We start from the raw sequence: 23,990 nt of genomic DNA on the forward strand, positions 1-23,990 counted from the left end.
GCCTCAGGTCACCAGCCCCAGGTAAGGCCCGAACTCCGAAGCCAGCGTCAGCCGCCCCAGCTTCTGGTACTCCCGCTGGATCGCGTGGATCACCGTCTCCATCGTCACCGCGCCCCCCGTGTCCGCCGCCAGGTACGCCGCCGTCACCGCGATCGAGCGGATGTTGCCGCCCGCCAGCTCGAAGTTCTCGGCGCAGAAGGGCAGGTCCAGGTCCGTGCCGCGCGGGAGCGTCGGGCCAAGGCAGCGGTCCCAGAGGAGGAGGCGTTGTCCGGGGTCCGGGACCGGGAAGTCGATGACCAGGTCCAGGCGGCGGGTGAAGGCGTCGTCCAGGTTGGCGCGGAGGTTGGTGGCGAGGATGGCCAGGCCGTCGAAGGACTCCATGCGCTGCAGAAGGTACGCGCTCTCCACGTTGGCGTAGCGGTCGTGGGCGTCCTTCACATCCGAGCGTTTACCGAAGATCGCGTCCGCCTCGTCGAAGAGCAGCACGCCGTTCACCCCCGCCGCCTCCGTGAAGATCCGCTCCAGGTTCTTCTCCGTCTCGCCCACGTACTTGTCGATCACCGTCGCCAGGTCGACCGTGTACAGGTCCAGGCCGAGGTCCGCCGCGATCACCTCCGCCGACATCGTCTTGCCCGTGCCCGAGTCGCCTGCGAACAGGGCCGACACCCCCCGGCCCCTCCCCCCGCCCGGCCGCATGCCCCACTCCCCCAGCACCCGGTCCCGGTGCCGCGCGCGGGCCGTGAGTTCGCGGAGCTGGGTGTGGGTGTCCGGCGGGAGGACCAGGTCGTCCCAGGTCACCGTGGGTTCGATGCGGCGGGCCAGGCGGTCCAGGCCCGCCGCGTTCTGGGCGCGGGCCCCACGGCGTACGTGGTCCGCGGTGAGCTCGCCGCCCGCCAGACGGGCCGCTTGGGCGGCGGAGCGGGCGGCTCCGGTGATCTGTTCCGGGGTGAGAAGGAAAGGGGCCAGCAGGCGGTCCGGGGCGATGGCGGGCGGGAGCGGCGTGGAGGTCCCGGGCGCGTGGCCATGCCCGTCTCCAGGCCTGCGGCCATGCCCGTCTCCAGGCCTGCGGCCATGCCCGTCTCCAGGCGCGTGGCCATGCCCGTCTCCAGGCGCCGACACGAGCTCGTACGCCTCCCGCCACAGCGCCCCCCGCGCCGACGGCTCCACCCGGGGCGCGTGCAGCAGCAGGGGCGGGGCGGCCGACCAGGACGCGTCCCAGGGCGCCCGGCCCACCAGGATCGTCGGGACCGGGGTGGCCGTGAGGAGCCTGAGCAGCCCCGGGCGCTCCCGGGACACCGCGTCCAGCGGCGCGCACACCAGGCCCGCCCCGGTCAGGCGCGCCTCCCGGACCAGGGCGCTCACCGCCTCGGCGGGCGACGGGTCCTCCGCCAGCCGGGCCAGGTCCAGGCCCAGGACCCCCCGGCCGGCCCGCGTCAGCGCCGACGCTGCCAGCGCCGTACCCGCACCGCCCTGGTCCTCGCTCAGGTAGGCCAGCGCGACGCCCTCGGCCAGGACCCCGGCGAGCGGTGCCGGGTCGCCCACCCCGGGCACGGCCTGCCACGGGGCCAGCAGGTCCGCCAGTCGAGGGTCCGCGGTGTCGTCGCCCAGCAGGTGCGCGGCCACCCGGTCCGGCACCCGTAGCGCACGGCTCAGGAACGGGCGGTTCAGGTCCTCCGCCAGGAGCAGGCCGCCGGCCCGCAACGGCGCCCCCGCCGCCAGCCGGGCACGGGCCGCCGGGTCGGAGAGGGCCGCGCCGCACAGGCCCAGGGCCAGCCCGATGGACGGCCGGCGACGGGACACGTCGTCGTTGAGATAGCCGTAGAACGCCTCGAAGCGGTCGTCCAGATCCGGCACGAGCGCGATGAGCAGGATCTCCGTGTCGAGCGCGGTGAGGTCGAACTCCCGGGCGAGGCGGGCCAGTCGGGAGCCTGCCTCCTCCTCGTCCGGAGCAGCACTCGACTCGCCCCCGGCCAGAGGCTCCTCCAGTGTCGGAAACCCCCTGGCCCCCTCCTCGTCCAGCAGCCGCACGATGTTCTCGTCCGTCAGATACAGCCCCCGGAAGTCGTCGTCCGGGTCCGGATCGGTGCTCCGCCTCAGCTCCACCGCGTGCCGGATGCGCCGCTCCACGGCCGCCGCCCGGGCGAGCAGGTGGCGAAGGTCCGGGTCGACGGCATCCCGCGACGTCATGTGCTCCGCGCCCCCGTCGGCATCCAGCCCGCTCATGCGTCCCGTCCCCAAGGCCCCGCTCATGCGTCCCGTCCCGAAGGCGGCGTGGGCGCGCCGGTCTCCTCCACCGGCCTTCCCCGCCGCTCCGTAATCCGCAGGGACACCGCCCGTCCCCGTTCACCGCCCGGGGCCCGCGCCGGCTCCCGGGCCGGTCGGCCAGGACGCGACCCGTACACCGGCAGACCCGGCCGGCCCGGCTGCGCCTCCGTCGCGCCCACGCCCGCGCCCTCCCCGGGAACCGGCTCGGGCACGTCCCCGAACTCCGCCCGCAGCCCCTCGTCGCCCACCGGCGGGCCCGCCTCGTAGACCGGCGAGGCCGTGACCGGAACGCTGATCACCAGGTCCAGCGAGGGCTTCAGCTCGCCCCCGAGCGCGCTCCACACATCGGCGAACGACCGGTCCTCCGGCGGCGGCAGCGCGATCGACATCGGGACGGCGGCCCCGACCTCGGCCAGCGAGCCCGCCAGCCGCTCCGGCGGCAGCGCCTCGTACCGCAGCAGACAGGCCAGCAGCGAGGAGAGCAGGCGGTGTTCGTCCTCCGGGCGCTTCGTCCACGCCGTGATCAGGTACGACAGCTTGAAGAAGCGGGGCGGGCGGCGGCGCGCGACGATCGCGCCGCGCTCGTCGTACTCGTTGTGCAGGCCGCGCTCCCGCCGCCGCATGTCCTCGCGGATGTCGTAGAGGTAGAGGTTGACCATCGGGGCGTTGACCTTGGCCGCCCACTCCCGGGTCGGGGCGTCGAAGACCACCGCGATCTGGCGGCCCTCCAGCACCTCGGCCCGGATCAGGGCCCGTAGGACGTCGTCCACCTCATGGATCATCCGATGACCGCCTTCGACGCGCGGAGGACACTCATGACCGCACTCACGACCGGCCCGCGAAGTCCGGGGGCTGGAGGTTGCGCTGCACGACCAGGACGGGTTTCCGCAGGCGGGGGAGATCCTGGGCCTCCGCCCGCAGGACGCGCGGGCCCAGCGTGTCCTTGCGCAGGACCAGCACCTGCACCTCGAACGTGCCGTCCCGCCCGACCCGCACGCCGGACCGGTCCGCGGTGATGCCGATGTTCCACGTGAAACGTACGGTCTCGCCCGGCGGATAGTCCTTGCCCCGGGCCAGTACCGGCTGCCCCGGTTTTGCCACCTGCGGGGTGACCGTCAGCGAGGGCTTGAGGACCCTCAGCCGGTCCACGTCCCGGTTGTTCGCCGTGCGCCCGTCGGGCAGGGTGCCGCGCACGGTGGCCCGTACGTCTCCGGTGACCGCCGCCCGGTAGGTCGCCATCTGCGTCACCTCGACCCGGTCCCCGGCGCGGATCGTGCAGGGCCGCGCCGCCGTGCACCGGCTCAGGGTGGGCAGGTTCCGGTCCTTCGGTTCGGCCGTCCTCGGCCAGGCCGTCCCGAGGACGACGCCGGTCGCCGTGTCCGGGCCGGCGTTGGTGATCGTGAACCGGGCTGCGGCGGGCCGCCCCACGTACGTACGGTCCGGGCTGACATCGGCCCGTACCGCGAGGTCCGAGGCGGGCGGCGGGGGCGGCGGCGGGGCAGGCGGGTCCGACGGTGCAGGCGGGTCGGGCGGGACGACGGGTTCCAGGACCTCGAACCGGGCCGTGTCCGCCCCCGTGTTGCCCGCCGAGTCCGTGGCGGAACAGGTGACCGTCGTCGTTCCCACCGGGAAGAGCGATCCGGACGGCGGGGTACAGGTCACCGGCAGCGCCCCGTCCTGCGGGTCCGTCGCCGTGGCCGTGTACTCGATACGGGCACCGTCGTCGTCGGGGGCCCTGGCCGTACGGTCGTCCACGGTGACGACGGGCACGTCGACGTCGTTGACGGCGATGCTGATCTGCTGCTGGAAGTCGGGGTCGGGCACGGCGGCGGGCCCGATCGTGTCCGTCCCCGGCACCTGCGTCCCGAGCAGGAACTGCACGGTGCAGGTCAGCGTCGTGCCCTGCGGGGCGTCCTCCGACACATCGACGGTCTCCGCGAAGTGCGCGGTCCCGCCGCTGGTGAGCTGCCGGGTGGGCGGGTCGAGGGCGACGGTCAGATGAGGGTCGCAGGCGTCGAGGCGGTGGCCCACGGAGGTGGGGAGGTTGTCGAAGCCGTCGACGATCGCCTCGGCGACCCGGTCCCCGTCGATGCCTTCGAGCAGCCGGCCGCCGGTGGCCTCGATGATGCGGGTGGCCTGGCCCGGCGTGGTGGGCGGGTCCTCGACGTAGTCGGGGTTCCCGGCGTCGCCGTTGCCGTTGAGGCCGTCGCCGATCGTGCTCTCCACATCGACCCCGATCACCCGGACGCCCTTGTCCTGGAGCGCGAAGATCGTGTCGTCGATGGTGTGGCCGTTGCTGGGCGAATGGCTGGAGGCGTCCCCGACGAGCACCACGACCGGACTCGCGCCTTCGCGGAACACCGTCGTGCCGCCCGCGCCGTCGGCGATCTGCCACAGCCCGTTGATCCAGTCCTCCGAAGGACCCCGGCTGGCACCACCGAGATCGGTCTTCAGTTGGTCGACGCCCTCCTGCACCTTCACCAGGTCGTCCGTCAACTCCGTGAAGACCTGGAATCCCGCGTCGACATCGCCCTCCTGGTCGCCGAACGTGGCCACCGCGAAACGTGAGTCGGGCTGCTCGGCCAGGATCTTGCCGGTGATGTCGGGCAGGTTCTCCCGGACGCTGGCGATCGGGTCGGCCATGCTCGCCGTACCGTCCACCAGCAGGACCACATCCGGCCGGGGCGGGATCGCCGGGGTCCGCACCTGCTTGTCCACCCCCGTCGAACCGCCCGGGTCGAGCGCCTCCTCCAGCGTCGCCGGGGTGACCCACGGCTCCGGCGGCACGGGCACGGCCGACGCCACTCCGCTCACGCCCGAGGCAGGGGCGAGCCCGGCGGCCAGCAGGAGCAGGACACACGCGGCCGACCGGCGGCGCGCCCTGCTGCGGCCGACCGCCCGCACTGTCCCCGCCCTGCTGCGGCGGCCCGCCCGCACTCCCGGCCCGGTGCCTGGCTGAAACCACCGCACAGCGTTCCCCTCCCAGCGTCCTGCCCGGTACCCGGGGACCACCGTCGCGCGCCGGCCGTCCCCGTACAGAGAGAGGCGAGCCACTTCCACGGGAAGGCCGGACTGCCCGATGGTGCAACGGGGTTCGTGAGGCCGGGACCGTCAGATCAGGCCCTGGCGCATCGCGTAGGCCACCGCGTGGGAGCGGTTACGCAGTTGCAGACGGGTCATCACCGAGTGCAGCACGTTCTTGATCGTGCGCTCGGAGTACGCCAGCTTCGTCGCGATGTCCGCGGTGTCGTACCCCTCGGCGACCAGGCGCAGCACGTCCACCTCACGCGCGGCCAGGCCGGTGAAGTGCAGACCGCGCGGACCGAGCACCTGCCCCTGGAGTCTGCCGACCTCTTCGAGGAGACGTCCGAGCAGGTCGGAGGGGAGATGCCCCTCGCCCCGCGCCACCGTGCCGATGACCTGCACCAGATGCTCCGGGGTCGATTCGGACCGTCTGACGACCCCCGCGACCCCGCACTCCGCCGCGCTCACCAGCTTCTGCTCGTCGATGTCCGTGGTCACCAGCACCGTGCGGCAGCTGCTGGTGCGCTGGATGTTGCGCAGGACTCGCAGGACTTCGTCGTCCACCGCGTCCACCACCATGACCACGACCTGCGGCGCCACCTCGCCGTCGTCCCGGTCGACGACACTGACCTCGGGACGGGCTCGTAGCTGACTGGCCACTCCGGCCTGGGAAATCGGGTCCTGCGCACGTAAAACGACAGTGATGCGCTCCATGCGAATGCTCCCCCTGGGCACCAGCCGGAAGCGTCACACAGCAGGCACAAGCTCCACAGCTGTAGTCGTCCGCCCCATCCGATGTGAGGCGGTCTGAGGATTCCCGTATCTCCACGCGAGGAAACTGAAAGGTTGCTACGGGCACCGAATCTGCCCGAAAGTGTTCCTCCGTGACCGGTGCCCGCCCCCCGGCCCGGTTCTACGGTCCGCCGTATGAGTCTTACGGCAAGCCTCGACGCGTCGTCCGTCACCGTCGCACCGGGCGAGGAGACGGCCCTTCCCCTGCAGATCCTCAACTCCGGCCGGACCGTCGAGGAATACCGCTTCGAGGTGGTCGGCGCGTGTGCCGCCTGGTCGGCGGTGGAGCCCGCGGTCCTGTCCCTGTACCCCGGCGACTCCGGAACCGTCTCGCTGGTCCTGCGCCCGCCGCGCGACGCGACGGTCCTGGCGGGCGGGACGACGTTCGGGATCCGTGTGATGCCGACCGGCGACCAGGGAGACACGGTGGTGCCCGAGGGCCGGGTGACCGTCCTGCCGTTCACCGAGACGACCGCCGAACTGGTCCCGCGCAGCTCGAACGGCTCGCGGAGCGGACGGCACCAGTTCGCCGTCGACAACCGGGGCAACACCCCCGTGACCGTACGGCTCGGAGCCCAGCCCGGTACGGAGCAGGCGCGGGTGGTGTTCGCCGCCTCCGAACTCCGGATCGAGCCGGGGCACGCGGAGTTCGCGAAGCTGCGGGTCCGCCCGGCGAAGCGGATGTGGCGCGGTACGCCGGTGACGCACGCCTTCCAGGTGTTCGCCGCCCCGCAGCCGCCCGAGGGCGAGGAACCGCCGGCCCCGGTGCTGGTGGACGGCTCCTACCAGCAGGAGCCCATCCTGCCGCGCTGGCTGCCCCGGGCCCTGATCACCGCCGCTCTGCTGCTCCTGGTCCTGGTGGGCCTCTGGTACGCGCTGCTGCGCCCGGCGGTGAAGTCCGCGGCCCGGGAGGCGGTCACTCCCGAGGCGGTGCGGTCGGCCGCCGCGGCCGGGAAGAGCAAGGCCCCGGAGGAGGGCGGGCAGGGCGGCGCGGGCTCCGGGGGCGGCGACTCCGCCGGAGCGGGAACGGGAACGGGCGGCGGCTCGGCCGGGCCCACGGCGTCACCGGGACCTTCCGCCCCGGGCGGCACCGGTGGCGGCGACGCGGCGGCGGGCGCCCCGACCAGCGCGCAGGCCCGGGTGCGGGACGCGGTGGGCGGCGGCCCGAACACCGGGACGGCCCTGGAGGTACCGGCCGGCCACACCTTCCAGCTCACCGACATCGTGGTGCAGAACCCGCAGGGCGACGCAGGGACGGTCACCGTCACGGCGGGCGAGGACACCCGGGTCCTAACCCTCGGGCTGGAGAACTTCCGCGACTCCGACTACCACTTCGTGACCCCGATCCTGGTGCCCGCGGGCGGCAAGGTCACGATGACGATCGACTGCAGGCGGGTCGGCAAGCCGGTGGGCGCTCCGGCCCCCTCACGGTGCTCGTCCTCGATGTTCCTGGGCGGGACGATGCGCCCGGACACGGCAGGCTGACGCACGCACACACACGCGCCCGCACCGCGAGCCGGCCGGCCGGCCGACGACGCGGACTCCGTCGGACCGGGGGCGCCCCGCACTCCCGTCAGGCCGGGGGCGTCTCCTCCTCCTCTTCCTCCCCCGGCTTCTCCTCCGTCGCACGCTGCACGAACGACCCCTGCACGTCGGCGGGTTGCTCGTCCTCGTCCTCGGTGGCGGACCGCTGGACAGCGGAAGCGGCGGCGGGCGCGGGGGCCGATACGGGGGCGGGGGCCGCCGGGGCCGCCTCCGGCGCGGGGTCGGCCAGGACCCGGTCCGCGTTCGCGACGGCTTCGCGCTCGAACCGGTCCGAAGGGTCGCTGACCCGGATGCCGCCCGGAGCCTCGGTGCCCTCCACCGGGCCGTTGCGCTGCTGGATCACATGAGTCAGCTCATGGGCCAGCGTGGTGCGGCCCTGCGGCGACGCGGGGTCGTAGGCGTCGCGCTGGAACACCACGTTGTTGCCGACGGTGTACGCGTGCGCGCCGACGCCCTTCGCCGACTCGTGCGCGGCGGAGTCGTGGTGGACGCGCACGTCGGAGAAGTCCGCGCCCATCCGGCTCTCCATGTCCGTACGGGTCTCGGCGTCCAGGGGCGAGCCGCCGGAGGAGACCACGTCATGCACCGGCGACCGCTGCTCCCCCGCCCTTTCTGCCCGCTCGGTCTGCTCGGCGTGCTCGGCGGTGGGTTCCGCGGTCCCGGACCGGGCCCGCTGGACCATCGCCCCGAGCGCGCCGTTGCCCGCCGTCCGCTGGAGCAGTCCCATCCCGGCCGCCCCCACCACATCGGTCCGACCCGCGGCGGCTGCCCGGAAGACGTGGTGGGCCTGCTCGCCAGGCGCCTCCGCGGCGGTCTCACCACGCTGCTCATCGCGCCCGCGGGCCTGTTCCCGCCCGGCGCCCACGCCGTGTCCGTGGTGCTCGTGGTGTTCCTGCTCACTGTCGTGCGCGTCCATGCTCAGCTCCCCTGACCGCACCGTCCTCGGCATTCCACGATTACGGCGCGGCCCCCGGAGCGTCCAGCCCGCGCCGCGGCCCGGCCGGGGCATCCGGAACTGCCTCATCGGGCAGCGCGGCGGCACGGACGGACGCGCACACCACGGCCATCCCTCCGGTCTGTCCTCCCCTTACTCCCTTCGGCCGACAGGAAGAGGCCATCGGCGCAGTCCCGGTCGCCGTCGTCCACCGGGCTCGCGATGATCGGCAGCATGACCACGAGCGACGGCGGCGAGGACATCACCCTGCGGATCGCCCAGAATCCGGAGGCCGACGAGCTCCTCGGCCGCAGCCCGCTGGCCGCCCTGGTCGGCATGCTGCTCGACCAGCAGGTGCCGATGGAGTGGGCGTTCACGGGCCCGTACACCCTCGCCGAACGGATGGGATCCGACGACCTGGACGCGGGGCGGATCGCCGCCTACGACCCGGACGCCTTCACCGAACTGTTCACCGCCAAACCCGCCCTGCACCGCTACCCCGGTTCCATGGCCCAGCGGGTGCAGCAGCTGTGCCAGTTCCTGGTGGCGGAGTACGACGGCGACGCGAGCGCGGTGTGGCGGACCGCCGCGACCGGCGATGAGCTGCTGGAACGCCTCAACGCGCTGCCCGGCTTCGGCGCCCAGAAGGCCCGGATCTTCCTGGCGCTGCTCGGCAAGCAGTTCGGCGTACGGCCGACGGGGTGGCGGGAGGCGGCGGGCCCGTACGGAGAGGCCGGATCGCACCGGTCGGTCGCCGACATCACGGGCCCGGAGTCGCTCGCCGAAGTGCGCGCGTACAAACAGGAGGCAAAGGCGGCGGCGAAGGCGGCCGAAGCGGCCAGGAAGCCCGGCAGCTCGCGGAAGAAGTGACGCGCCCCTGCGCCGGAACAGGCCGATACCCCCCCGCCCCGCCGATCGGAATCTGCCACACCGGTTCACAGGCGTCACCCCACTCGCTAACTTGCGCAGCACATTCGTTCAGCCGTTCAGAGATCCAGTCGTTCAGACCGGAAGGACTCCTGTGCACGCAACACGTCGCAGAGCCATGGCTGTCGTGGCCGCCACCGCCCTGGCCACGCCGCTCCTCCTGGCCGCGTCCCCCCACCCCGGACGCCCCGCACCGCACGACCCCGGGAAGGAAGCAGCCAAGCTGTCACGGGAGTTGGTGAGGAACGCGTCCGCACGCGACGCCCACCGGCACCTCCAGCGGTTCCAGGCGACAGCCGACTCCGCCGAAGGCCACCGCGCCGCCGGCTCGCTGGGCCACGACGCCTCGGCGGCGTACGTCTACCGCCTGCTCCAGCGGGCCGGGTACGAGGTCTCGTACGAGAACTTCCGCTTCGTCTACACGGAGACGCTGGCCGAAAAGCTCGCCGTGGTGACGCCGACGCCCCGCGACGTCACGATCAAGGCCATGACGTACACGCCGTCGACGAAGGTGGGCGGCCTGACGGCAGAGCTCCTCGCCGTGCCCGACGACGGGACGCCGGGCTGCGAGGCGGCCGACTACGCCTCCGCGAACTTCACCGGCAAGATCGCGCTGATCAAGCGCGGCGGCTGCTCCTTCGCCGGGAAGCAGGCGGCCGCCGCCGACGCGGGCGCGGCCGGAGCGGTCATCTACAACAACGTCGAGGGCGCCCTGTCCGGCACGCTCGGCGAGGTCGCCGCCGGCAGGATCCCGACCGGCGGCCTCACCCGGGAGGAGGGCGAGAAGCTCGTCGCCGACCTCGCGGGCGGCGAGGTCACGGTCTCCTTCGAGATCCGCGAGCTCCAGGAGGACCGCCCCACCCGCAACGTGATCGCCGAGACGCCCGGCGGCAACGCGGCGCGGACCGTGATGCTCGGCGCCCACCTCGACTCGGTGACCGAGGGCCCCGGCATCAACGACAACGGCTCCGGCTCCGCCGGCCTGCTCGAAGTCGCCCTGCAACTGGCGAAGTCGAAGAGCGACCCCGCCAACAAGGTGCGGTTCGCCTGGTGGTCGGCCGAGGAGAACGGTCTGATCGGCTCGGAGAAGTACGTCGAGGCACTCTCCGAGAAGCAGCGCGAACAGATCGCGCTCTACCTGAACTTCGACATGATCGCCTCGCCGAACGGCGTCCAGTTCGTCTTCGACGGCGACAACTCCGACGAGGTCGGCGAGGGCCCCGGCCCGGAGGGCTCGGCCCAGCTGGAGCGCGACATCAACGAGTTCCTCGACGGCAAGGGCAAGCCGCACGAGGGCACGGACTTCACCGGCCGCTCGGACTACGGGCCGTTCATCGAGGCCGGCATCCCCTCCGGCGGTACGGACACCGGGGCCGAAGGCATCAAGACGGCGGCCCAGGCCGAGGTGTTCGGCGGCGAGGCGGGGATCGCGTACGACCCCTGCTACCACGCGGCCTGCGACGACCTCGACAACATCGACATGGGCCACTTCGACACCAACATCGACGTGATCGCCAACGCCGTCGGGACGTACGCCCACGATCTGCGCTCCCTGACCCGCCCGGTCACCCCCGAGACCGGCACCGGCACCGGAACGCCCGGCAGCGGCGGCGGCCTGCGCGAGGGCCACGGCCGGGACACGGAGTAGCGGCCGGCCCCGGAGCCCGTAAGCGGCGAACCACGCAGGAGGGAGCCCGGTACGGATTCCGTACCGGGCTTTCTCGCATCCACTTGACGGACCCTGTACAGGTATCCCACCCTATTCGGCGCTATACGGCCTTTGCGCCGGCGTCGTGGAGCATCACGGCGAGCTTCCTGGCTGCGCCCGGTGGCCCTTGCCCGGTAGGCTTTCCGTGTGATCTTCAAGCGCATCGGAAATGGGAAGCCATACCCCGACCACGGCCGGGAAAGCACCCGCCAGTGGGCGGACGTCGCGCCGCGTCCGGTTCGCCTGGACCAGCTCGTGACCACCAAGGGCCAGCTGGACCTGGAGACCCTCCTCGCCGAGGACTCCACGTTCTACGGCGACCTGTTCGCGCACGTCGTGAAGTGGCAGGGCGACCTCTACCTGGAGGACGGGCTGCACCGGGCGGTCCGCGCCGCGCTCCAGCAGCGCCAGGTGCTGCACGCCCGCGTCCTCGACCTGGGCTGACACCGCCCCGGCACCCGCGCACCCGGCCCTGGGCCACCGCGAGGCGCCTGCACAGCCCACCGGGGTTCCGCACTCCACCGAGGTCCTGATTCGGGCCTTTCGGGTGCTTTCACGCTCATCCGGGTGCCATACGCTGATCATTTAGTACGCATCATCACCACGTCGCACTACGCTGCGTCCATGAGCATGCTCACTCCCCCCGGCATGGGCGGAAAGTACCGCATCACGGGCGACACCTACCCCCGCATGCGCCGCCCCCGGCACCGCCGCAGGCTCGTCCTCGCGGGCCTCGGAGCCGTCGTGGCCCTCGGCCTGGCCGGCTGGGGCACCCTGCAGCTCATCGACGTCTTCACCGGCGGCGACAAGAGCGCCGGCGCGGCCGGCCACAAGCGGGACTGCCCCACCCCGAAGCCGTCGGCCGCCCCCGCCAAGGCGCTGCCGAAACCGGCCGCCATCAAGGTCAACGTCTACAACGCGACGACGCGCAGCGGGCTGGCCAAATCCGCCGCCGAGGAACTCAAGAAGCGCGGGTTCACCATCGGCGAGGTGGGCAACGCGTCGAAGGAGTACGACAAGAAGGTGCCGGGCGCGGGCCTGCTGCTCGGCGCACCGACCGCGACGAACGGCAGCTTCACGGTGCTCGGCACCCAGCTGGCCGGCACGGTGCAGAAGACCGACACCCGCAAGACGGGCGAGGTCGACCTGATCCTCGGGGCGAAGTTCAAGGCGTTCAGCACCCCGCAGGAGGCCACCGCGGCGATGGCGGCCGTGACGAAGCCGGCCCCGGCCCCGTCCCCCTCCTGCTGAACCGCTGAACCGCTGACCAGATGAACCGCTGAGCCCCGCACACGGGAGCGCGCCCCGCTCCGGCACCGTACGAGACCGTACGGCGCCGGAGCGGGGCGCGAAATCGGGAAGGTCCGGACCCTGTCCGGCCTCTGTCCGGCTATTCGGCGGTGCCGTACATCCGGTCGCCCGCGTCCCCGAGGCCCGGCACGATGTAGCCGCTCTCGTTGAGCCGCTCGTCGACGGAGGCGGTGACGACGGTGACCGGGGTGCCGGCCAGCTCGCGCTCCATCACCTCGACGCCCTCGGGCGCCGCGAGGAGGACGACGGCGGTGACGTCGTCGGCGCCGCGCTTGATCAGCTCGCGGATGGCCGCGACGAGGGTGCCGCCGGTGGCCAGCATCGGGTCCAGGACGTAGACCTGGCGGCCGGAGAGGTCCTCGGGCATCCGGGTCGCGTACGTCTCCGCCTGGAGCGTCTCCTCGTTGCGGATCATGCCGAGGAAGCCCACCTCGGCGGTCGGCAGCAGCCGCACCATGCCGTCCAGCATGCCGAGGCCGGCGCGCAGGATCGGGACGACGAGGGGCCGGGGGTGCGAGAGCTTCACCCCGGTCGTGGGCGTCACCGGGGTCTCGATGTCGACCTGCTCGGTGCGCACATCCCTGGTGGCCTCGTAGGCGAGGAGGGTGACCAGCTCGTCGGCGAGCCGCCGGAAGGTCGGGGAGTCGGTGCGCTTGTCGCGCAGCGTGGTGAGTTTGTGCGCCACCAGCGGGTGGTCGACGACGTGGATCCGCATGCGTCAACAGTAACCGCGCCGCCCGGCACTCTGCGCTGGCATCAACCACCTGTTCGGGGGGAAGGTGGGGGCATACGGACCCAGCACTGGGGTGGTGTGTCGATGGCTGACGGGGAACTGCGGCGCAACCCGGCCGCGCGCGGACCGCGCGACGGGCGCGGCGCCGAGGGCGCGGCGGGTGACGTCGAGGACGCGCAGGAGAGTGACGCGGCCCGCCGCCGCCGACGCGCCCAGTTCCTCCGTGAACTCCATGAGGCCAAGCAGCTGCGCGACCGGGTGCAGCCGCGCCGGGCCCGTGCCGCCCGGATGCGGCAACAGATGCGGATGCGCACTTTCCGCTGGTGAGACCGGTCCGGGAGCCCTCCCGTACCACCGGCGCACTCCCTCGCCGGTCGGCGCGTCAGGGAGAGGGCCGACCAGGCACTCCTGGAACTGATGGCCGACGCAACGGTCGAAGAGGTCTCGCACGGCGCTTGTTTCTGCCACGATGCCGATTGGGCGGGGCTCAGGACGGACGGATCACCGTTCGCCCTCCCGTCGGACCGATTCGCCTATGACCAGTGGGAGAGTCACGGTGTACTTCGCCGCACTGCTCGCGCGCACCGAAGACGGGTGGGAAGCGAGCGATACAGAGCTCGACGATGTGGAGACCCTGTCCGATCTGACGGATCTGGCCCGGGAGGTCTCGGTGGACGAGGACACGGTCCTGGTCTACATCGAGCAGGAGGACGCCTGGTTCGGCGTCGTCCGGGTGGACGGTGAGGAGGACCCCCGAATCTACGTCTCGGACGCGTCCGCCGCCGCCCGCTCCTCCTACGGGGAGATCCTGCTCACCGACGAAGTGCTCGGCCGCGAACCAGGGGCCGAGGACGAGATCGCCGCACTGGAGGAGCTCGTCGACCTCGACGGCACCGAGGACGGCGAACCGGAACGGCCCGCCCACGCGGCCGCCGACCCGGACGACGACGCCCCCGACCCGGACGCCGTGCCGGCGGGGCCGATCGGTGAGCTCGGGGTCCTCGCCGACCTCGGGATGTCCGAGAAGGAGCTGCTCACCCTGCAGACCGACGCGCTCGCGGAGATCGCGGAGGCCGTGGGAGCGGCGGAGGTCCTGGAGTCGGTCCGCTAGGGCCCGGATCCGGACCGCCTCCCCGCAGGGCACTTTCCACGCTCCCGTCCGCACACCCCGGCCCTCCACCGCCTGTCCAGTCCCAGTCCCGTCCCTTCCCGTCCGCTAGGGTCCGCGGGTGACCGCACGACCGCCGATCCCCTCACCCGAGCCCGCCCCGGATCCCGTACCCGATCCCGTACGCGACCCCTGGCAGGCACCGATGCGCCGCGCCCTGGCCGAAGCCGCGCGGGCGGCGTCGGCCGGCGATGTGCCGGTCGGCGCCGTCGTCCTCGGCCCCGACGGCACCGAGCTCGCCGCCGCCCACAACGAGCGCGAGGCCACCGGCGACCCGACCGCGCACGCCGAGATCCTGGCCCTGCGCCGGGCGGCCGAGGCCCACGGCGAGTGGCGCCTGACCGGCTGCACGCTGGTGGTCACCCTGGAGCCCTGCACGATGTGCGCGGGCGCCCTGGTCCAGTCCCGGGTCGACCGGGTCGTCCACGGGGCCCGCGACGAGAAGGCCGGCGCGGCCGGCTCCCTCTGGGACGTCGTCCGCGACCGCCGCCTCAACCACCGCCCGGAGGTGATCGGCGGCGTCCTGGAGGACGAGTGCGCCGAGCAGCTGACGGCCTTCTTCCGCGCGCTCTGACCCCGTGCCTCCGGGCGCTTCGGCCGCGGAGCTCCACGCCTCCGAGAACCGATTTCTGTCCACGCCCCGGGATGGTCTAAGCTCTCTCTCGGTAGCGTGTCCGAGCGGCCGAAGGAGCTCGCCTCGAAAGCGAGTGTGGCGTAACCCGTCACCGTGGGTTCAAATCCCACCGCTACCGCCATCGACGCCCTCCTGGAACGCGGAAACGCATTCCAGGAGGGCGTTCGCGTACCGTCAGGTGCGGCCCCGGCCCCGCCGTCACCTCCGCCAGAACAGGTGGTGCGTCACGCCGCTCGGGCTGGGCACCGCCTCCAGGTGGTAGCGGTCGAGCAGTTCGTCCGGCGACTCCCACAGGCGCAGGCCGGTTCCCAGCTTCACCGGGGAGACCACCACGTGCAGGGTGTCGACCAGGCCGGCGTCGAGGAACTCGCGGATCGTGGTGACTCCGCCGCCGAGCCGGACGTCCTTGCCGCCCGCCGCTTCCCGTGCCCGGTCGAGGACCGTCGCCGGGTCGTCGTCCACGAAGTGGAACGTGGTGTCCGACAGGGTGATCGACGGCCGCTCGTGGTGGGTCAGCACGAACACCGGCGTGCGGAACGGGGGCTCCTCGCCCCACCAGCCGCGCCACTCGTGGTTCTCCCAAGGGCCGCGCTGCGGGCCGAACTTGTTGCGGCCCATGATCTCGGCGCCGATGTTGCGCGCGTAGTCCCGCGTGAAGTAGTCGTCCAGGCCCCGGCTGCCGCCGGGGTCCGTGCGCATGGGCCAGCTCGCCGTAGCGCCGGCCCAGGAGAAGAGCCGCTCGGGGGCGACGTGACCGAACGGCCGCTCCAGGGTCTGGTCCTCACCGGCGGCGATCCCGTCACTCGAGACGTTGAAGTTCTGGACCCTCAGTAGCTGAGCCACGCCGTCCTCCTGTGTTCCGTGTTCCCGATGTCGGTCGTAGGACCGGATGCGCCGCCGGAACTCATCGGTGCCGGTGCACCCGGTTCCCTCCGACTGGCGCCCCGCGCCCACCGTACGCTGCAGGCACGCACGCTTCCGGCGTTGCCGAAACGCCCTGGTAGCTCCGCTACGAGGACCCTCTCGGCGCCTCGGAATCGCACGCACCAGAGCGCGTCCGCTTTCCGATCGAAGGCCACCCGACAGGCTCTAAGCCGTTCCTGTACGTCGTCGTGTGCGCGGCCGGGGTGGCCCGTGATGCCGACCGGCTGTTCGCCGCCGCGCAGGACGCCGGCTGGGACGTGGGCGTCATCGCCACCCCGCAGGGGCTCGGGCTCCTCGACACGGCGGCCGTCGAGGCGGTGAGCCCGCCCCGCCGACCAGGGGCGAATTCCGGACATGGCGGCCAGGGCAGAGCAAGGGCACATGGCCCCGTTCCCGTACGGCGTCGGGCTGCGGCCCCTCGGCGAATCCTCGCCGCCCGATAAGGTAATGGCCGAATAAAGAGACCACCACGTGCGCGCGCACGGCCGCACGTCTCGGGAGGAAGCCATGGGAACCCGCCGCACGTCATTGCCCGGAGTGGGTGCTCAGTACGACTTCACGACCGAGACGGGGCAGCACATCTCGGTCGTCGTCCACCACGACGGTCGCCGGTTCATCGGGTTCTACGAACAGGACGACCCTGATGCGTGCCAACTCTCCGTCCCCCTGACGACGTCCGAGGCCACCGCGCTCGCGCACCTCATCGATCCGGCGCCCATCGACGCCGTACGGACCGAGGGCATCGACCTCGTCACCGAGCACATCCCGCTCGGGTCCCGCTCCCCGTACGGCGGGCGGCTGCTGGGGGAGACGCGGGCGCGGACCCGGACCGGGGCGTCCATCGTGGCGGTGCTGCGCACCCACAGCGCGCACCCGTCGCCGGAACCGGATTTTCGACTGGCCATCGGGGACACACTCGTCGTCGTCGGTACGCGTGAGGGCGTCGACGCGCTCTCCGAGATCATTGCGGAGGGCTGACCGTGCACGACACGACTGCGTTGCTGGTGGAGCTGGGGGCCGTCATCCTCGGGCTGGGGCTCCTCGGGCGGTTCGCCGGCCGGATCGGGCTCTCCCCCATCCCGCTCTACCTCCTCGCCGGGCTGGCGTTCGGGCACGGGGGCCTGATCCCGCTCAAGGCCAGCGAGGAGTTCACCATGGTGGGCGCCGAGATAGGCGTCATCCTGCTGCTTCTGCTGCTCGGGCTCGAGTACAGCGCGTCCGAGCTGGTCACCAGCCTCAAGACGCAGTATCCGTCCGGTGCCGTGGACTTCGTGCTCAACGCGACGCCCGGCGCCGTCGCCGCCCTGATCCTCGGCTGGGGCCCCGTGGGCGCCGTCGCGCTCGCCGGTGTCACCTGGATCTCCTCGTCCGGCGTGATCGCGAAGGTCATGACCGACCTCGGCCGGCTCGGTAACCGCGAAACCCCGGTCATCCTCGGCGTCCTCGTCATGGAGGACCTGGCGATGGCGGTGTACCTGCCGCTGCTCACCGCCATGCTCGCCGGCGTCAGCCTGGCGGGCGGCAGCCTCGCGCTCGTGATCGCCCTCGGTGCCGTCGGGCTCGTCCTCTACCTGGCGCTCCGTCACGGCCGCCTGATCAGCCGCGCGGTCTCCTCCGACAACCCGGAGATGCTGCTCCTGGTCGTCCTCGGCCTCACCCTCCTGGTCGCCGGTGTCGCCCAGCAGCTCCAGGTGTCCGCGGCCGTCGGCGCGTTCCTCGTCGGCATCGCGCTCTCCGGCGAGGTCGCCGAGGGCGCCCGCAAGCTGCTCACGCCGCTGCGGGACCTGTTCGCCGCCGTGTTCTTCGTCTTCTTCGGACTCTCCACGAACCCGGCCGACATCCCGCCGGTGCTGCTGCCCGCGGCCCTGCTCGCCATCATCACCACCTTCACCAAGATCGCCACCGGCTACTACGCGGCCCGCCGCGCCGGAGTCGGCTCGCGCGGTCGCTGGCGGGCGGGCGGCACCCTCGTGGCGCGCGGTGAGTTCTCCATCGTCATCGCCGGTCTGGCCGTGGCCACCGAGCCGCGCATCGGCCCCATCGCCACCGCGTACGTGCTGATCCTCGTCATCGTCGGCCCGCTCACCGCACGGTGGACACAGCCCATCGCGGCGAAGATCGAGGCGCGGCGCGGCGGCGGCAAGGACACGAGCGGTGCGGCGATGAAGGAGCCCGTCGCGAAGTCCGCGCCCGAGCGCCGGCTGCCGGCGCACGACGACCTCACCCCGGAGCCGGCCGGCGAGACGCGCGAGTAGCCGCGTCCCAGCCCCGGCTCCTGCCGCTCGCCCCTGCCGCTCGCGCCTGCGGCTCACCGCTCACGACGAAGCCCCTCGGACACTCACCCCGTGTCCGGGGGGCTTCGTCGTCGCCGGTATTCAGTACGTCTCCGTACGCCTCAGTGCGCGATGCCGTCGATCAGGTCCCGCGCTCCCTGTCGCAGCAGCGCGACCGCCACGGACGTGCCCAGGGTGGCCGGGTCCAGGGGTCCCGCCCACTCGTGCGCGTTCAGCACGGTCTTGCCGTCGGGCGTGAACACCTTCGCCCGCAGCGAGAGGTCGCCGTTCCGCTCGGCCTGCGCGTACCCGGCGATCGGGCTGTTGCAGTGGCCCTGCAGCACATGGAGGAACATCCGCTCGGCGGTCGTCTCGCGGTACGCCGCCGGGTCACCGAGACCGCTCACGAGGTCGATGACGGCGCCGTCGCCCTCGCGGCACTGGAGGGCGAGGACCCCCGCGCCGATCGGCGGGCACATCACCTCGGGCGAAAGGATCTCGGTGATCACGTGCCTACGGTCGATCCGCTCCAGACCGGCCACCGCCAGGAGCAGCGCGTCGGCCTCGCCGGCCGCCAGCTTCTCCAGCCGGCGGTTGGCGTTGCCGCGCATCGGTACGCAGTCGAGGTGCGGGTGCGACGCGGCGAGCTGCGCGGAGCGGCGTACGGACGAGGTGCCGATCCGGGTCCCGGCCGGCAGTTCGTCGAGGGTCAGGCCGCCGGGGTGGATCAGGGCGTCGCGGATGTCGTCGCGCCGGAGGAAGGCGGCGAAGACCGTGCCCGCGGGCAGGGGGCGGTCCGCCGGGATGTCCTTGACGCAGTGCACCGCCAGGTCCGCCTCCCCGGCGAGCAGCGCCTGGTCGACCTCCTTGGTGAACGCGCCCTTGCCCTCGACGGCGCTGAGGTCGCCCATCCACTTGTCGCCGGTCGTCCTGACCGGAACGACTTCGGTACGGATGCCGGGGTGGAGTCCGGCCAACTCGGCGCGCACCCTCTCCACCTGAGCGAGCGCCATGGGGGAGTCACGGGACACGATGCGGATCAGATCGACGGACATGGCGCCCACGATAGGGGGTCGGGCACGGACTCCGGCGACCGGACTCGGCACTCATCTCCGGTGCGCGCAAAAAGTGTTGGGTATCGATCGCCCGTGCGAGACGGCATCGGTCCGGCGGTTCCCCGGGGGTTGCGGAGCCGACGGGCCGGCCGGGTCGGGTCACAGCTCCTTGGCCGGCCAGTCCAGCAGCCGGGCGCCGATGACCGCCGTCTGCAGGCTGTAGCGGTGCACCGGGTCCGAAGGGTCGGACCCGGTCAACTGGTGGATGCGCTCCAGGCGGTAGGTCAGCGCCCGTACGCTCAGCGTCAGCCGGCGGGCCGTCTCGGCGGCGACACAGCCCGCGTCGAAGTAGACCGCCAGCGTGTTCAGCAGCGGTTCCGCGCCGCCCCTCGCCTTCTGCAGCGGGCCCAGCTCGCTGCGCACCAGATCGGCCATCGCCTGCCGGTCCCGGGTCAGCACCGGGTAGACCATCAGGTCCGAGGCGTACAGCACGGGGTCGTCCATCCCCATCCGGCCCGCCAGATCGAGGGCTTCGAGCGCCTCGTCGTACGAGTGGACCACCCCGCCCGGGCCCTTGTGCGGGCGGCCGACCGCGACCCGGCCGCCGTCCGTCGCCGCGTGCGCCTGCTTGGCGAAGTAGCGCAGGACGTCGGGCTGGCTGCCCGGGGCGATGCAGACGATCCGGCCGTCCTTCGTCGTGAGCAGGATCTTGCGGCCGCTGAACCGCGTCAGCAGCGCCGTCTCCACACTGCGCGGCACCGCGTCCGTCTCCGTGTACGCCTCCGGGCCCGATGCCACCGCGACCGCGTGCGCCCGGGAAAGCCGCAGACCGAAGCGGGTCGCCCGCTCCGCGAGCCGGACCAGATCGCTGCGCCCGTAGAGCAGATCGTCGATGAACTCCCGGCGCGCCGCCTCCTCCCGGCGTACGGTGAGCCGCTGGGCGCGCTCGAAGCCCTCGGCGAACGCGTCGACCGCCTGCTCCATCGCGGCCAGGACGGCGTCGGTCACGGCAGGGGAGTTTCCGGCAGCGGCGCGCGGCCAGGCCTCTCGCGTCTGTGCCAGATGCATCGTCACCAGGGCGCGCAGCTGATAGCCCGCGTCCGCCGCCGCACGGCCCAACGCACGGCGCGCCTCCAGTTCGTCACGCGTCAGGCGACGTCCGGTCAGGGCGACTTCGCCCAGAATATGGGCATAATCACCCAGCATTTCCTCGGGAACCCTCGGCTCGGCCACGCACTCTCCTTCAGCCTTGCAACAGTCCTGTCATTTCCCCAACGCATACGGGGCGGTGCCGGTGCCCGGCATCAGCGCAGCGTAAAGATTGCCGGGATCCGGCAATGCACCGGACGGGTCCCGGATGACAGGATCAGGTCAGCAACAACACGGGGGAAGCACACGGGGGAACACGGGGGAACGGGGAGAACAACCCGGCGGCTGCGGCAGGTTACGACAACGCCGCGGCGCCGGGGTCCCCCTTGCCCGCCGACCGGCCGCTCACCGCCCCCGTACCGGCATCAAGGACGCGCACCGCCTCAGGGCCCGTGCGCCGAACCACAGGGGGGGTGGGACCGATGGACGAGTTCCTGGACGCGGCACTCGGATTCCCCGCCGTCATCTTCGGCGCCGCTCTGGTGGTCGTCGTCTGCTTCTGGCTGCTGGTGCTGGCCGGGGCCGCCGGCCACGACTCCTTCGACGGGGACCTCGACACCGGCCCGGCCGGTCTCGGCGGTGTCCCGGTCTCCGTCTCCGTCTCGCTGCTGGTCGTCTTCTCCTGGTTCGGCAGCCTGACCGGTACGGTCCTGCTGCGCCGGAGCGAGATGGGCACCGCCACCCGCACCGTGCTCGCCGTCGCCGTACTCGCCGGGTCACTGCTCATCGCCTGGGCGGCCGTCCGCCTCCTCGTCCACCGCTTCCACCGGTACTTCCCGGCGGAACCTCCGCCATCGAGGCTGGACTTCGTCGGGAGCGTCTGCACGATCCGCACCGGCTCCGTCACCGCGACGTTCGGCCAGGCCGAGGTCGTGTCCCAGGACGGTTCGACGGCCATCGTGCAGGTCCGCCGGGCCGACCCGTTCCCGTCACCCTCCCGGCTCTCCGCACCGGGCGCCGAGGAAGCGCCGCTCGTCCTGGGCGGCTCCGGACTCCTCTACGCGTACGACGAGGACGGCGAGTTCTTCTGGGTCTCGCCCTACGACGCGGCGCTCGATCCGGGCCCGAACACCCGACCACACGAACTGCCGGGCGGGACGAACGGCTGACCCGGGTGACCTCGGTGCCCCGGGCCGCCTGGTGACCTGTCCGGATGACCCGGCGGGGCACCGGGGCTCCGAGCCTCCGAGGCGCCTGATCTCCCTGACGGACACACCCGTGGGGCTCGCCCGCCGCCCGCCACTGCCGGGCCGCCCGTCTCCGTGACGGCCGGCCACCCCTACTTCGCTTGTGCCACTTCCGTACCGACAAGCCGCCAAGGACTCTTCTATGGATGCCATCTCCTTGGGCATCGGCGTGCTCATCGCCGCTGTCCTGCTCATCGTCATCGCCATCGTCTTCGTCATCACCCGGCTGTTCCGCAAGGTCGAGCAGGGCAAGGCCCTGATCATCTCCAAGACCAAGAAGGTCGACGTCACCTTCACCGGCGCCGTCGTCCTGCCCGTGCTCCACAAGGCCGAGACGATGGACATCTCGGTGAAGACGATCGAGATCCGCCGCGCCGGGCGCGAGGGCCTCATCTGCCAGGACAACATCCGCGCCGACATCCAGATCACCTTCTTCGTCCGGGTCAACAAGACCGTCGAGGACGTCATCAAGGTCGCGCAGTCCATCGGGACGGCCCGGGCGAGCGACAAGGTCGCCATCCAGGAGTTCTTCGCCGCGAAGTTCTCCGAGGCGCTCAAGACCGTCGGCAAGCAGCTCGACTTCGTCGACCTGTACACCAAGCGCGAGGAGTTCCGGGACCGGATCATCCAGGTCATCGGCACCGACCTGAACGGCTACCACCTCGACGACGCCGCGATCGACTTCCTCGAGCAGACCCCGATGGCCCAGCTCGACGGGGCCAACATCCTGGACGCCCAGGGCATCCGGAAGATCACCGAGCTGACCGCGATCGAGCACGTGCGCACCAACGAGTTCCAGCGCACCGAGCAGAAGGAGATCACCCGGCAGGACGTCGACGCCCGCGAGACGATCCTGGAGCTGGAGCGCCGGCAGGCCGAGGCGGAGATCAAGCAGCGCCGCGAGGTCGAGGTGCTGCGGGCCCGCGAGGAGGCCGCCACCGCACGGGTGCAGGAGGAGGAGCGGCTCGGTTCGCAGAGCGCGTTCATCAAGACCGAGGAGCAGCTCGGCATCCAGCGGGAGAACCAGGCGCGGGAGATCGCCGTCGCGCAGAAGAACCGCGAGCGCGTCATCGCCGTCGAGAGCGAGCGCATCGAGAAGGACCGGATGCTGGAGGTCATCGGGCGGGAGCGCGAGACCGAGCTGAACCGGATCGCCGCCACGAAGGAGGTCGAGGCCGAGCGGCGCGAGGTCGCCGACGTCATCCGGGAGCGGATCGCGGTGGACCGTACGGTCGCCGAGCAGGAGGAGTCGATCCTCACCCTGCGTGCCGTCGAGGACGCCGAGCGGTCCCGCAAGTCGGTCATCATCGCGGCCGAGGCGGAGGCCCAGGAGAAGCTGGTCAAGGACATCAAGGCGGCCGAGGCGGCGGAGGCGGCCTCCACGCACCTGGCCGCCGAGCAGCTCACGCTCGCCGAGGCGCGGCTCAAGACCGCGGACCTCGACGCGCAGGCCAAGCTGCGGCTCGCCGAGGGCATCCAGGCCGAGACGGCCGCGCCCGGGCTCGCCGCCGTGCAGGTGCGCGACGCGGAGGCGGACGTCACCGAGAAGGCCGGTCTCGCGGAGGCCGAGGCGACGGCGGCCCGGCTCAAGGCCGAGGCGGAGGGCTCGCGGCTCAAGGCGCTCGCCACGGCGGAGGGCACCCGGGCGCAGGCGACCGCCGACGCGGCGGTCATCGGCGAGAAGCTGAAGGCGGAGGCCGCGGGGCTCACGGAGAAGGCGGCCGCGATGGCGGCGCTGGACGAGGCGTCGCGCGGGCACGAGGAGTACCGGCTGCGGCTCGACGCGGAGAAGGAGATCCGGCTGGCCGGCCTGGAAGTGCAGCGGCAGGTCGCCGAGGCGCAGGCCACGGTCCTGGCGACGGGTCTGGAGAACGCCGACATCGACATCGTCGGCGGCGACTCGGTCTTCTTCGACCGGCTCGTCTCGTCGATCTCGCTCGGCAAGGCCGTCGACGGGTTCGTCGACAACTCGCAGACCGCGCAGGCCCTGGCGGGGCCGTGGCTGGACGGTTCGTCGTCCTTCACGGACGACCTCAGCCGGGTGCTGGGCTCGTTCTCCACGGGTGATGTGCAGAACCTGACGGTGTCGGCGCTGCTGATGCGGCTGATGGGGCCGGGGTCGTCGGGGGCGGCTTCGGGGCAGGTGCAGCAGTTGCTGGCGGCTGCGAAGGAGCTGGGGCTCGCGGATCTGCCGGTGTCCTCGCTGACGGGTGCGGCGGGGGGCGGTACGAAGGTGGCTCCGGTCGCTGATGTCGCGTCCCGGAACGGGGCCGGGGCGCTCGGGTAGCCCCTTCCCGGCCTCGTCCGGCGTTTGAGAACGGAACCCCTGGCCAGGGGGCCCGGTGGTCCGGGTTGCGTCCC

21 protein-coding genes, 1 tRNA gene and 1 pseudogene are annotated in these 23,990 nt (G+C 72.3%); 14 read left to right on the forward strand and 9 right to left on the reverse strand.

Annotation, left to right across the window (positions count from 1 at the left end):
• Positions 1–3 precede the first annotated feature (3 nt).
• From IG90_RS0100420 to IG90_RS0100435, 4 genes are all read right to left on the reverse strand, one after another.
• Positions 4–2,187, reverse strand: coding sequence for an AAA family ATPase (locus tag IG90_RS0100420; RefSeq protein WP_030575699.1), 2,184 nt, complete (start codon positions 2,185–2,187; stop codon positions 4–6).
• 59 nt (positions 2,188–2,246) lie between these two features.
• The gene (locus IG90_RS0100425) at positions 2,247–3,047 is read right to left on the reverse strand and encodes a Pvc16 family protein (protein ID WP_030575701.1); all 801 of its coding nucleotides are present in this window, start codon (positions 3,045–3,047) and stop codon (positions 2,247–2,249) included.
• A 43-nt stretch (positions 3,048–3,090) separates the two neighbouring features.
• On the reverse strand, positions 3,091–5,235 hold the full coding sequence (locus IG90_RS0100430; protein ID WP_411572597.1) for a VWA domain-containing protein: 2,145 nt from the start codon (positions 5,233–5,235) through the stop codon (positions 3,091–3,093).
• Positions 5,236–5,376: 141 nt separating this feature from the next.
• Positions 5,377–6,003 (reverse strand): helix-turn-helix transcriptional regulator, encoded by a 627-nt coding sequence (locus IG90_RS0100435; protein WP_030575705.1) that lies wholly within the window; start codon positions 6,001–6,003, stop codon positions 5,377–5,379.
• Positions 6,004–6,216: 213 nt separating this feature from the next.
• On the opposite strand from IG90_RS0100435, the gene IG90_RS0100440 reads away from it, so the two are divergent.
• The gene (locus tag IG90_RS0100440; protein ID WP_030575707.1) at positions 6,217–7,566 is read left to right on the forward strand and encodes a COG1470 family protein; all 1,350 of its coding nucleotides are present in this window, start codon (positions 6,217–6,219) and stop codon (positions 7,564–7,566) included.
• 88 nt (positions 7,567–7,654) lie between these two features.
• On the opposite strand, the gene IG90_RS0100445 is transcribed toward IG90_RS0100440, so the two are convergent.
• Positions 7,655–8,542 (reverse strand): eCIS core domain-containing protein, encoded by an 888-nt coding sequence (locus IG90_RS0100445; protein WP_030575709.1) that lies wholly within the window; start codon positions 8,540–8,542, stop codon positions 7,655–7,657.
• A 252-nt stretch (positions 8,543–8,794) separates the two neighbouring features.
• Between IG90_RS0100445 and IG90_RS0100450 the strand changes: the two genes are divergently transcribed.
• From IG90_RS0100450 to IG90_RS0100465, 4 genes are all read left to right on the forward strand, one after another.
• Positions 8,795–9,430 carry an HhH-GPD-type base excision DNA repair protein gene (locus tag IG90_RS0100450; RefSeq protein WP_030575711.1) on the forward strand — a complete coding sequence of 212 codons (636 nt, stop codon included), beginning with the start codon at positions 8,795–8,797 and terminating at the stop codon, positions 9,428–9,430.
• A 175-nt stretch (positions 9,431–9,605) separates the two neighbouring features.
• Positions 9,606–11,135 (forward strand): M28 family metallopeptidase, encoded by a 1,530-nt coding sequence (locus IG90_RS0100455; RefSeq protein WP_030575713.1) that lies wholly within the window; start codon positions 9,606–9,608, stop codon positions 11,133–11,135.
• A gap of 207 nt (positions 11,136–11,342) precedes the next feature.
• Positions 11,343–11,639, forward strand: a complete 297-nt coding sequence (locus tag IG90_RS0100460; RefSeq protein ID WP_003967677.1) for a type II toxin-antitoxin system VapB family antitoxin — start codon at positions 11,343–11,345, stop codon at positions 11,637–11,639.
• A 204-nt stretch (positions 11,640–11,843) separates the two neighbouring features.
• Positions 11,844–12,446, forward strand: coding sequence for a LytR C-terminal domain-containing protein (locus tag IG90_RS0100465; protein ID WP_030575715.1), 603 nt, complete (start codon positions 11,844–11,846; stop codon positions 12,444–12,446).
• Between the two features lie 139 nt (positions 12,447–12,585).
• Here the strand turns inward: IG90_RS0100465 and upp are convergent, their stop codons facing one another.
• Positions 12,586–13,221, reverse strand: a complete 636-nt coding sequence (upp, locus tag IG90_RS0100470) for a uracil phosphoribosyltransferase (RefSeq protein WP_030575716.1) — start codon at positions 13,219–13,221, stop codon at positions 12,586–12,588.
• Positions 13,222–13,323: 102 nt separating this feature from the next.
• Here upp and IG90_RS0100475 point away from each other — a divergent pair, with 102 nt between their 5' ends.
• The 4 genes from IG90_RS0100475 to IG90_RS0100490 all read left to right on the forward strand — a co-directional run bounded on the left by IG90_RS0100475 (position 13,324) and on the right by IG90_RS0100490 (position 15,162).
• A complete protein-coding gene (locus IG90_RS0100475; RefSeq protein WP_030575718.1) occupies positions 13,324–13,566 on the forward strand; it encodes a hypothetical protein in 243 nt (80 codons plus the stop codon).
• 229 nt (positions 13,567–13,795) lie between these two features.
• Positions 13,796–14,350 carry a tRNA adenosine deaminase-associated protein gene (locus IG90_RS0100480; protein WP_030575720.1) on the forward strand — a complete coding sequence of 185 codons (555 nt, stop codon included), beginning with the start codon at positions 13,796–13,798 and terminating at the stop codon, positions 14,348–14,350.
• Between the two features lie 202 nt (positions 14,351–14,552).
• Positions 14,553–14,981, forward strand: coding sequence for a tRNA adenosine(34) deaminase TadA (gene tadA, locus IG90_RS0100485; protein WP_030575722.1), 429 nt, complete (start codon positions 14,553–14,555; stop codon positions 14,979–14,981).
• Between the two features lie 90 nt (positions 14,982–15,071).
• Positions 15,072–15,162, forward strand: a tRNA-Ser gene (locus IG90_RS0100490).
• 77 nt (positions 15,163–15,239) lie between these two features.
• Here IG90_RS0100490 and IG90_RS0100495 read toward each other — a convergent pair.
• Entirely contained in the window at positions 15,240–15,884 is a 645-nt protein-coding gene (locus IG90_RS0100495) for a dihydrofolate reductase family protein (RefSeq protein WP_030575724.1), read from the reverse strand.
• Positions 15,885–16,108: 224 nt separating this feature from the next.
• On the opposite strand from IG90_RS0100495, the pseudogene IG90_RS45425 reads away from it, so the two are divergent.
• From IG90_RS45425 to IG90_RS0100505, 3 genes and pseudogenes are all read left to right on the forward strand, one after another.
• Positions 16,109–16,282, forward strand: a pseudogene (locus tag IG90_RS45425) (flavoprotein); the annotation flags it as partial.
• 190 nt (positions 16,283–16,472) lie between these two features.
• Positions 16,473–16,943, forward strand: coding sequence for a cation:proton antiporter regulatory subunit (locus IG90_RS0100500; protein ID WP_030575726.1), 471 nt, complete (start codon positions 16,473–16,475; stop codon positions 16,941–16,943).
• Positions 16,944–16,945: 2 nt separating this feature from the next.
• Positions 16,946–18,220, forward strand: a complete 1,275-nt coding sequence (locus IG90_RS0100505) for a cation:proton antiporter (RefSeq protein WP_030575728.1) — start codon at positions 16,946–16,948, stop codon at positions 18,218–18,220.
• A 140-nt stretch (positions 18,221–18,360) separates the two neighbouring features.
• Here the strand turns inward: IG90_RS0100505 and hemC are convergent, their stop codons facing one another.
• Entirely contained in the window at positions 18,361–19,293 is a 933-nt protein-coding gene (gene hemC / locus IG90_RS0100510) for a hydroxymethylbilane synthase (RefSeq protein WP_030575730.1), read from the reverse strand.
• A gap of 159 nt (positions 19,294–19,452) precedes the next feature.
• Entirely contained in the window at positions 19,453–20,526 is a 1,074-nt protein-coding gene (locus IG90_RS0100515) for a PucR family transcriptional regulator (protein ID WP_030575732.1), read from the reverse strand.
• A 338-nt stretch (positions 20,527–20,864) separates the two neighbouring features.
• Between IG90_RS0100515 and IG90_RS0100520 the strand changes: the two genes are divergently transcribed.
• Entirely contained in the window at positions 20,865–21,551 is a 687-nt protein-coding gene (locus IG90_RS0100520; protein WP_030575734.1) for a hypothetical protein, read from the forward strand.
• A gap of 220 nt (positions 21,552–21,771) precedes the next feature.
• Positions 21,772–23,916 (forward strand): flotillin family protein, encoded by a 2,145-nt coding sequence (locus IG90_RS0100525; protein WP_030575736.1) that lies wholly within the window; start codon positions 21,772–21,774, stop codon positions 23,914–23,916.
• Positions 23,917–23,990 lie beyond the last annotated feature (74 nt).

The organism is Streptomyces anulatus, from assembly GCF_000721175.1.
Lineage (GTDB): Bacteria > Actinomycetota > Actinomycetes > Streptomycetales > Streptomycetaceae > Streptomyces > Streptomyces anulatus_C.

Excerpts from the sequence above, each read along its gene's own strand:
- IG90_RS0100420 (WP_030575699.1), bottom strand. The coding sequence starts at position 2,187 with ATGACGTCGCGGGATGCCGTCGACCCGGACCTTCGCCACCTGCTCGCC.
- IG90_RS0100425 (WP_030575701.1), bottom strand. The coding sequence starts at position 3,047 with ATGATCCATGAGGTGGACGACGTCCTACGGGCCCTGATCCGGGCCGAG.
- IG90_RS0100435 (WP_030575705.1), bottom strand. The coding sequence starts at position 6,003 with ATGGAGCGCATCACTGTCGTTTTACGTGCGCAGGACCCGATTTCCCAG.
- IG90_RS0100440 (WP_030575707.1), top strand. The coding sequence starts at position 6,217 with ATGAGTCTTACGGCAAGCCTCGACGCGTCGTCCGTCACCGTCGCACCG.
- IG90_RS0100445 (WP_030575709.1), bottom strand. The coding sequence starts at position 8,542 with ATGGACGCGCACGACAGTGAGCAGGAACACCACGAGCACCACGGACAC.
- IG90_RS0100450 (WP_030575711.1), top strand. The coding sequence starts at position 8,795 with ATGACCACGAGCGACGGCGGCGAGGACATCACCCTGCGGATCGCCCAG.
- IG90_RS0100455 (WP_030575713.1), top strand. The coding sequence starts at position 9,606 with ATGGCTGTCGTGGCCGCCACCGCCCTGGCCACGCCGCTCCTCCTGGCC.
- IG90_RS0100465 (WP_030575715.1), top strand. The coding sequence starts at position 11,844 with ATGGGCGGAAAGTACCGCATCACGGGCGACACCTACCCCCGCATGCGC.
- upp (WP_030575716.1), bottom strand. The coding sequence starts at position 13,221 with ATGCGGATCCACGTCGTCGACCACCCGCTGGTGGCGCACAAACTCACC.
- IG90_RS0100475 (WP_030575718.1), top strand. The coding sequence starts at position 13,324 with ATGGCTGACGGGGAACTGCGGCGCAACCCGGCCGCGCGCGGACCGCGC.
- tadA (WP_030575722.1), top strand. The coding sequence starts at position 14,553 with ATGCGCCGCGCCCTGGCCGAAGCCGCGCGGGCGGCGTCGGCCGGCGAT.
- IG90_RS0100500 (WP_030575726.1), top strand. The coding sequence starts at position 16,473 with ATGGGAACCCGCCGCACGTCATTGCCCGGAGTGGGTGCTCAGTACGAC.
- hemC (WP_030575730.1), bottom strand. The coding sequence starts at position 19,293 with ATGTCCGTCGATCTGATCCGCATCGTGTCCCGTGACTCCCCCATGGCG.
- IG90_RS0100520 (WP_030575734.1), top strand. The coding sequence starts at position 20,865 with ATGGACGAGTTCCTGGACGCGGCACTCGGATTCCCCGCCGTCATCTTC.
- IG90_RS0100525 (WP_030575736.1), top strand. The coding sequence starts at position 21,772 with ATGGATGCCATCTCCTTGGGCATCGGCGTGCTCATCGCCGCTGTCCTG.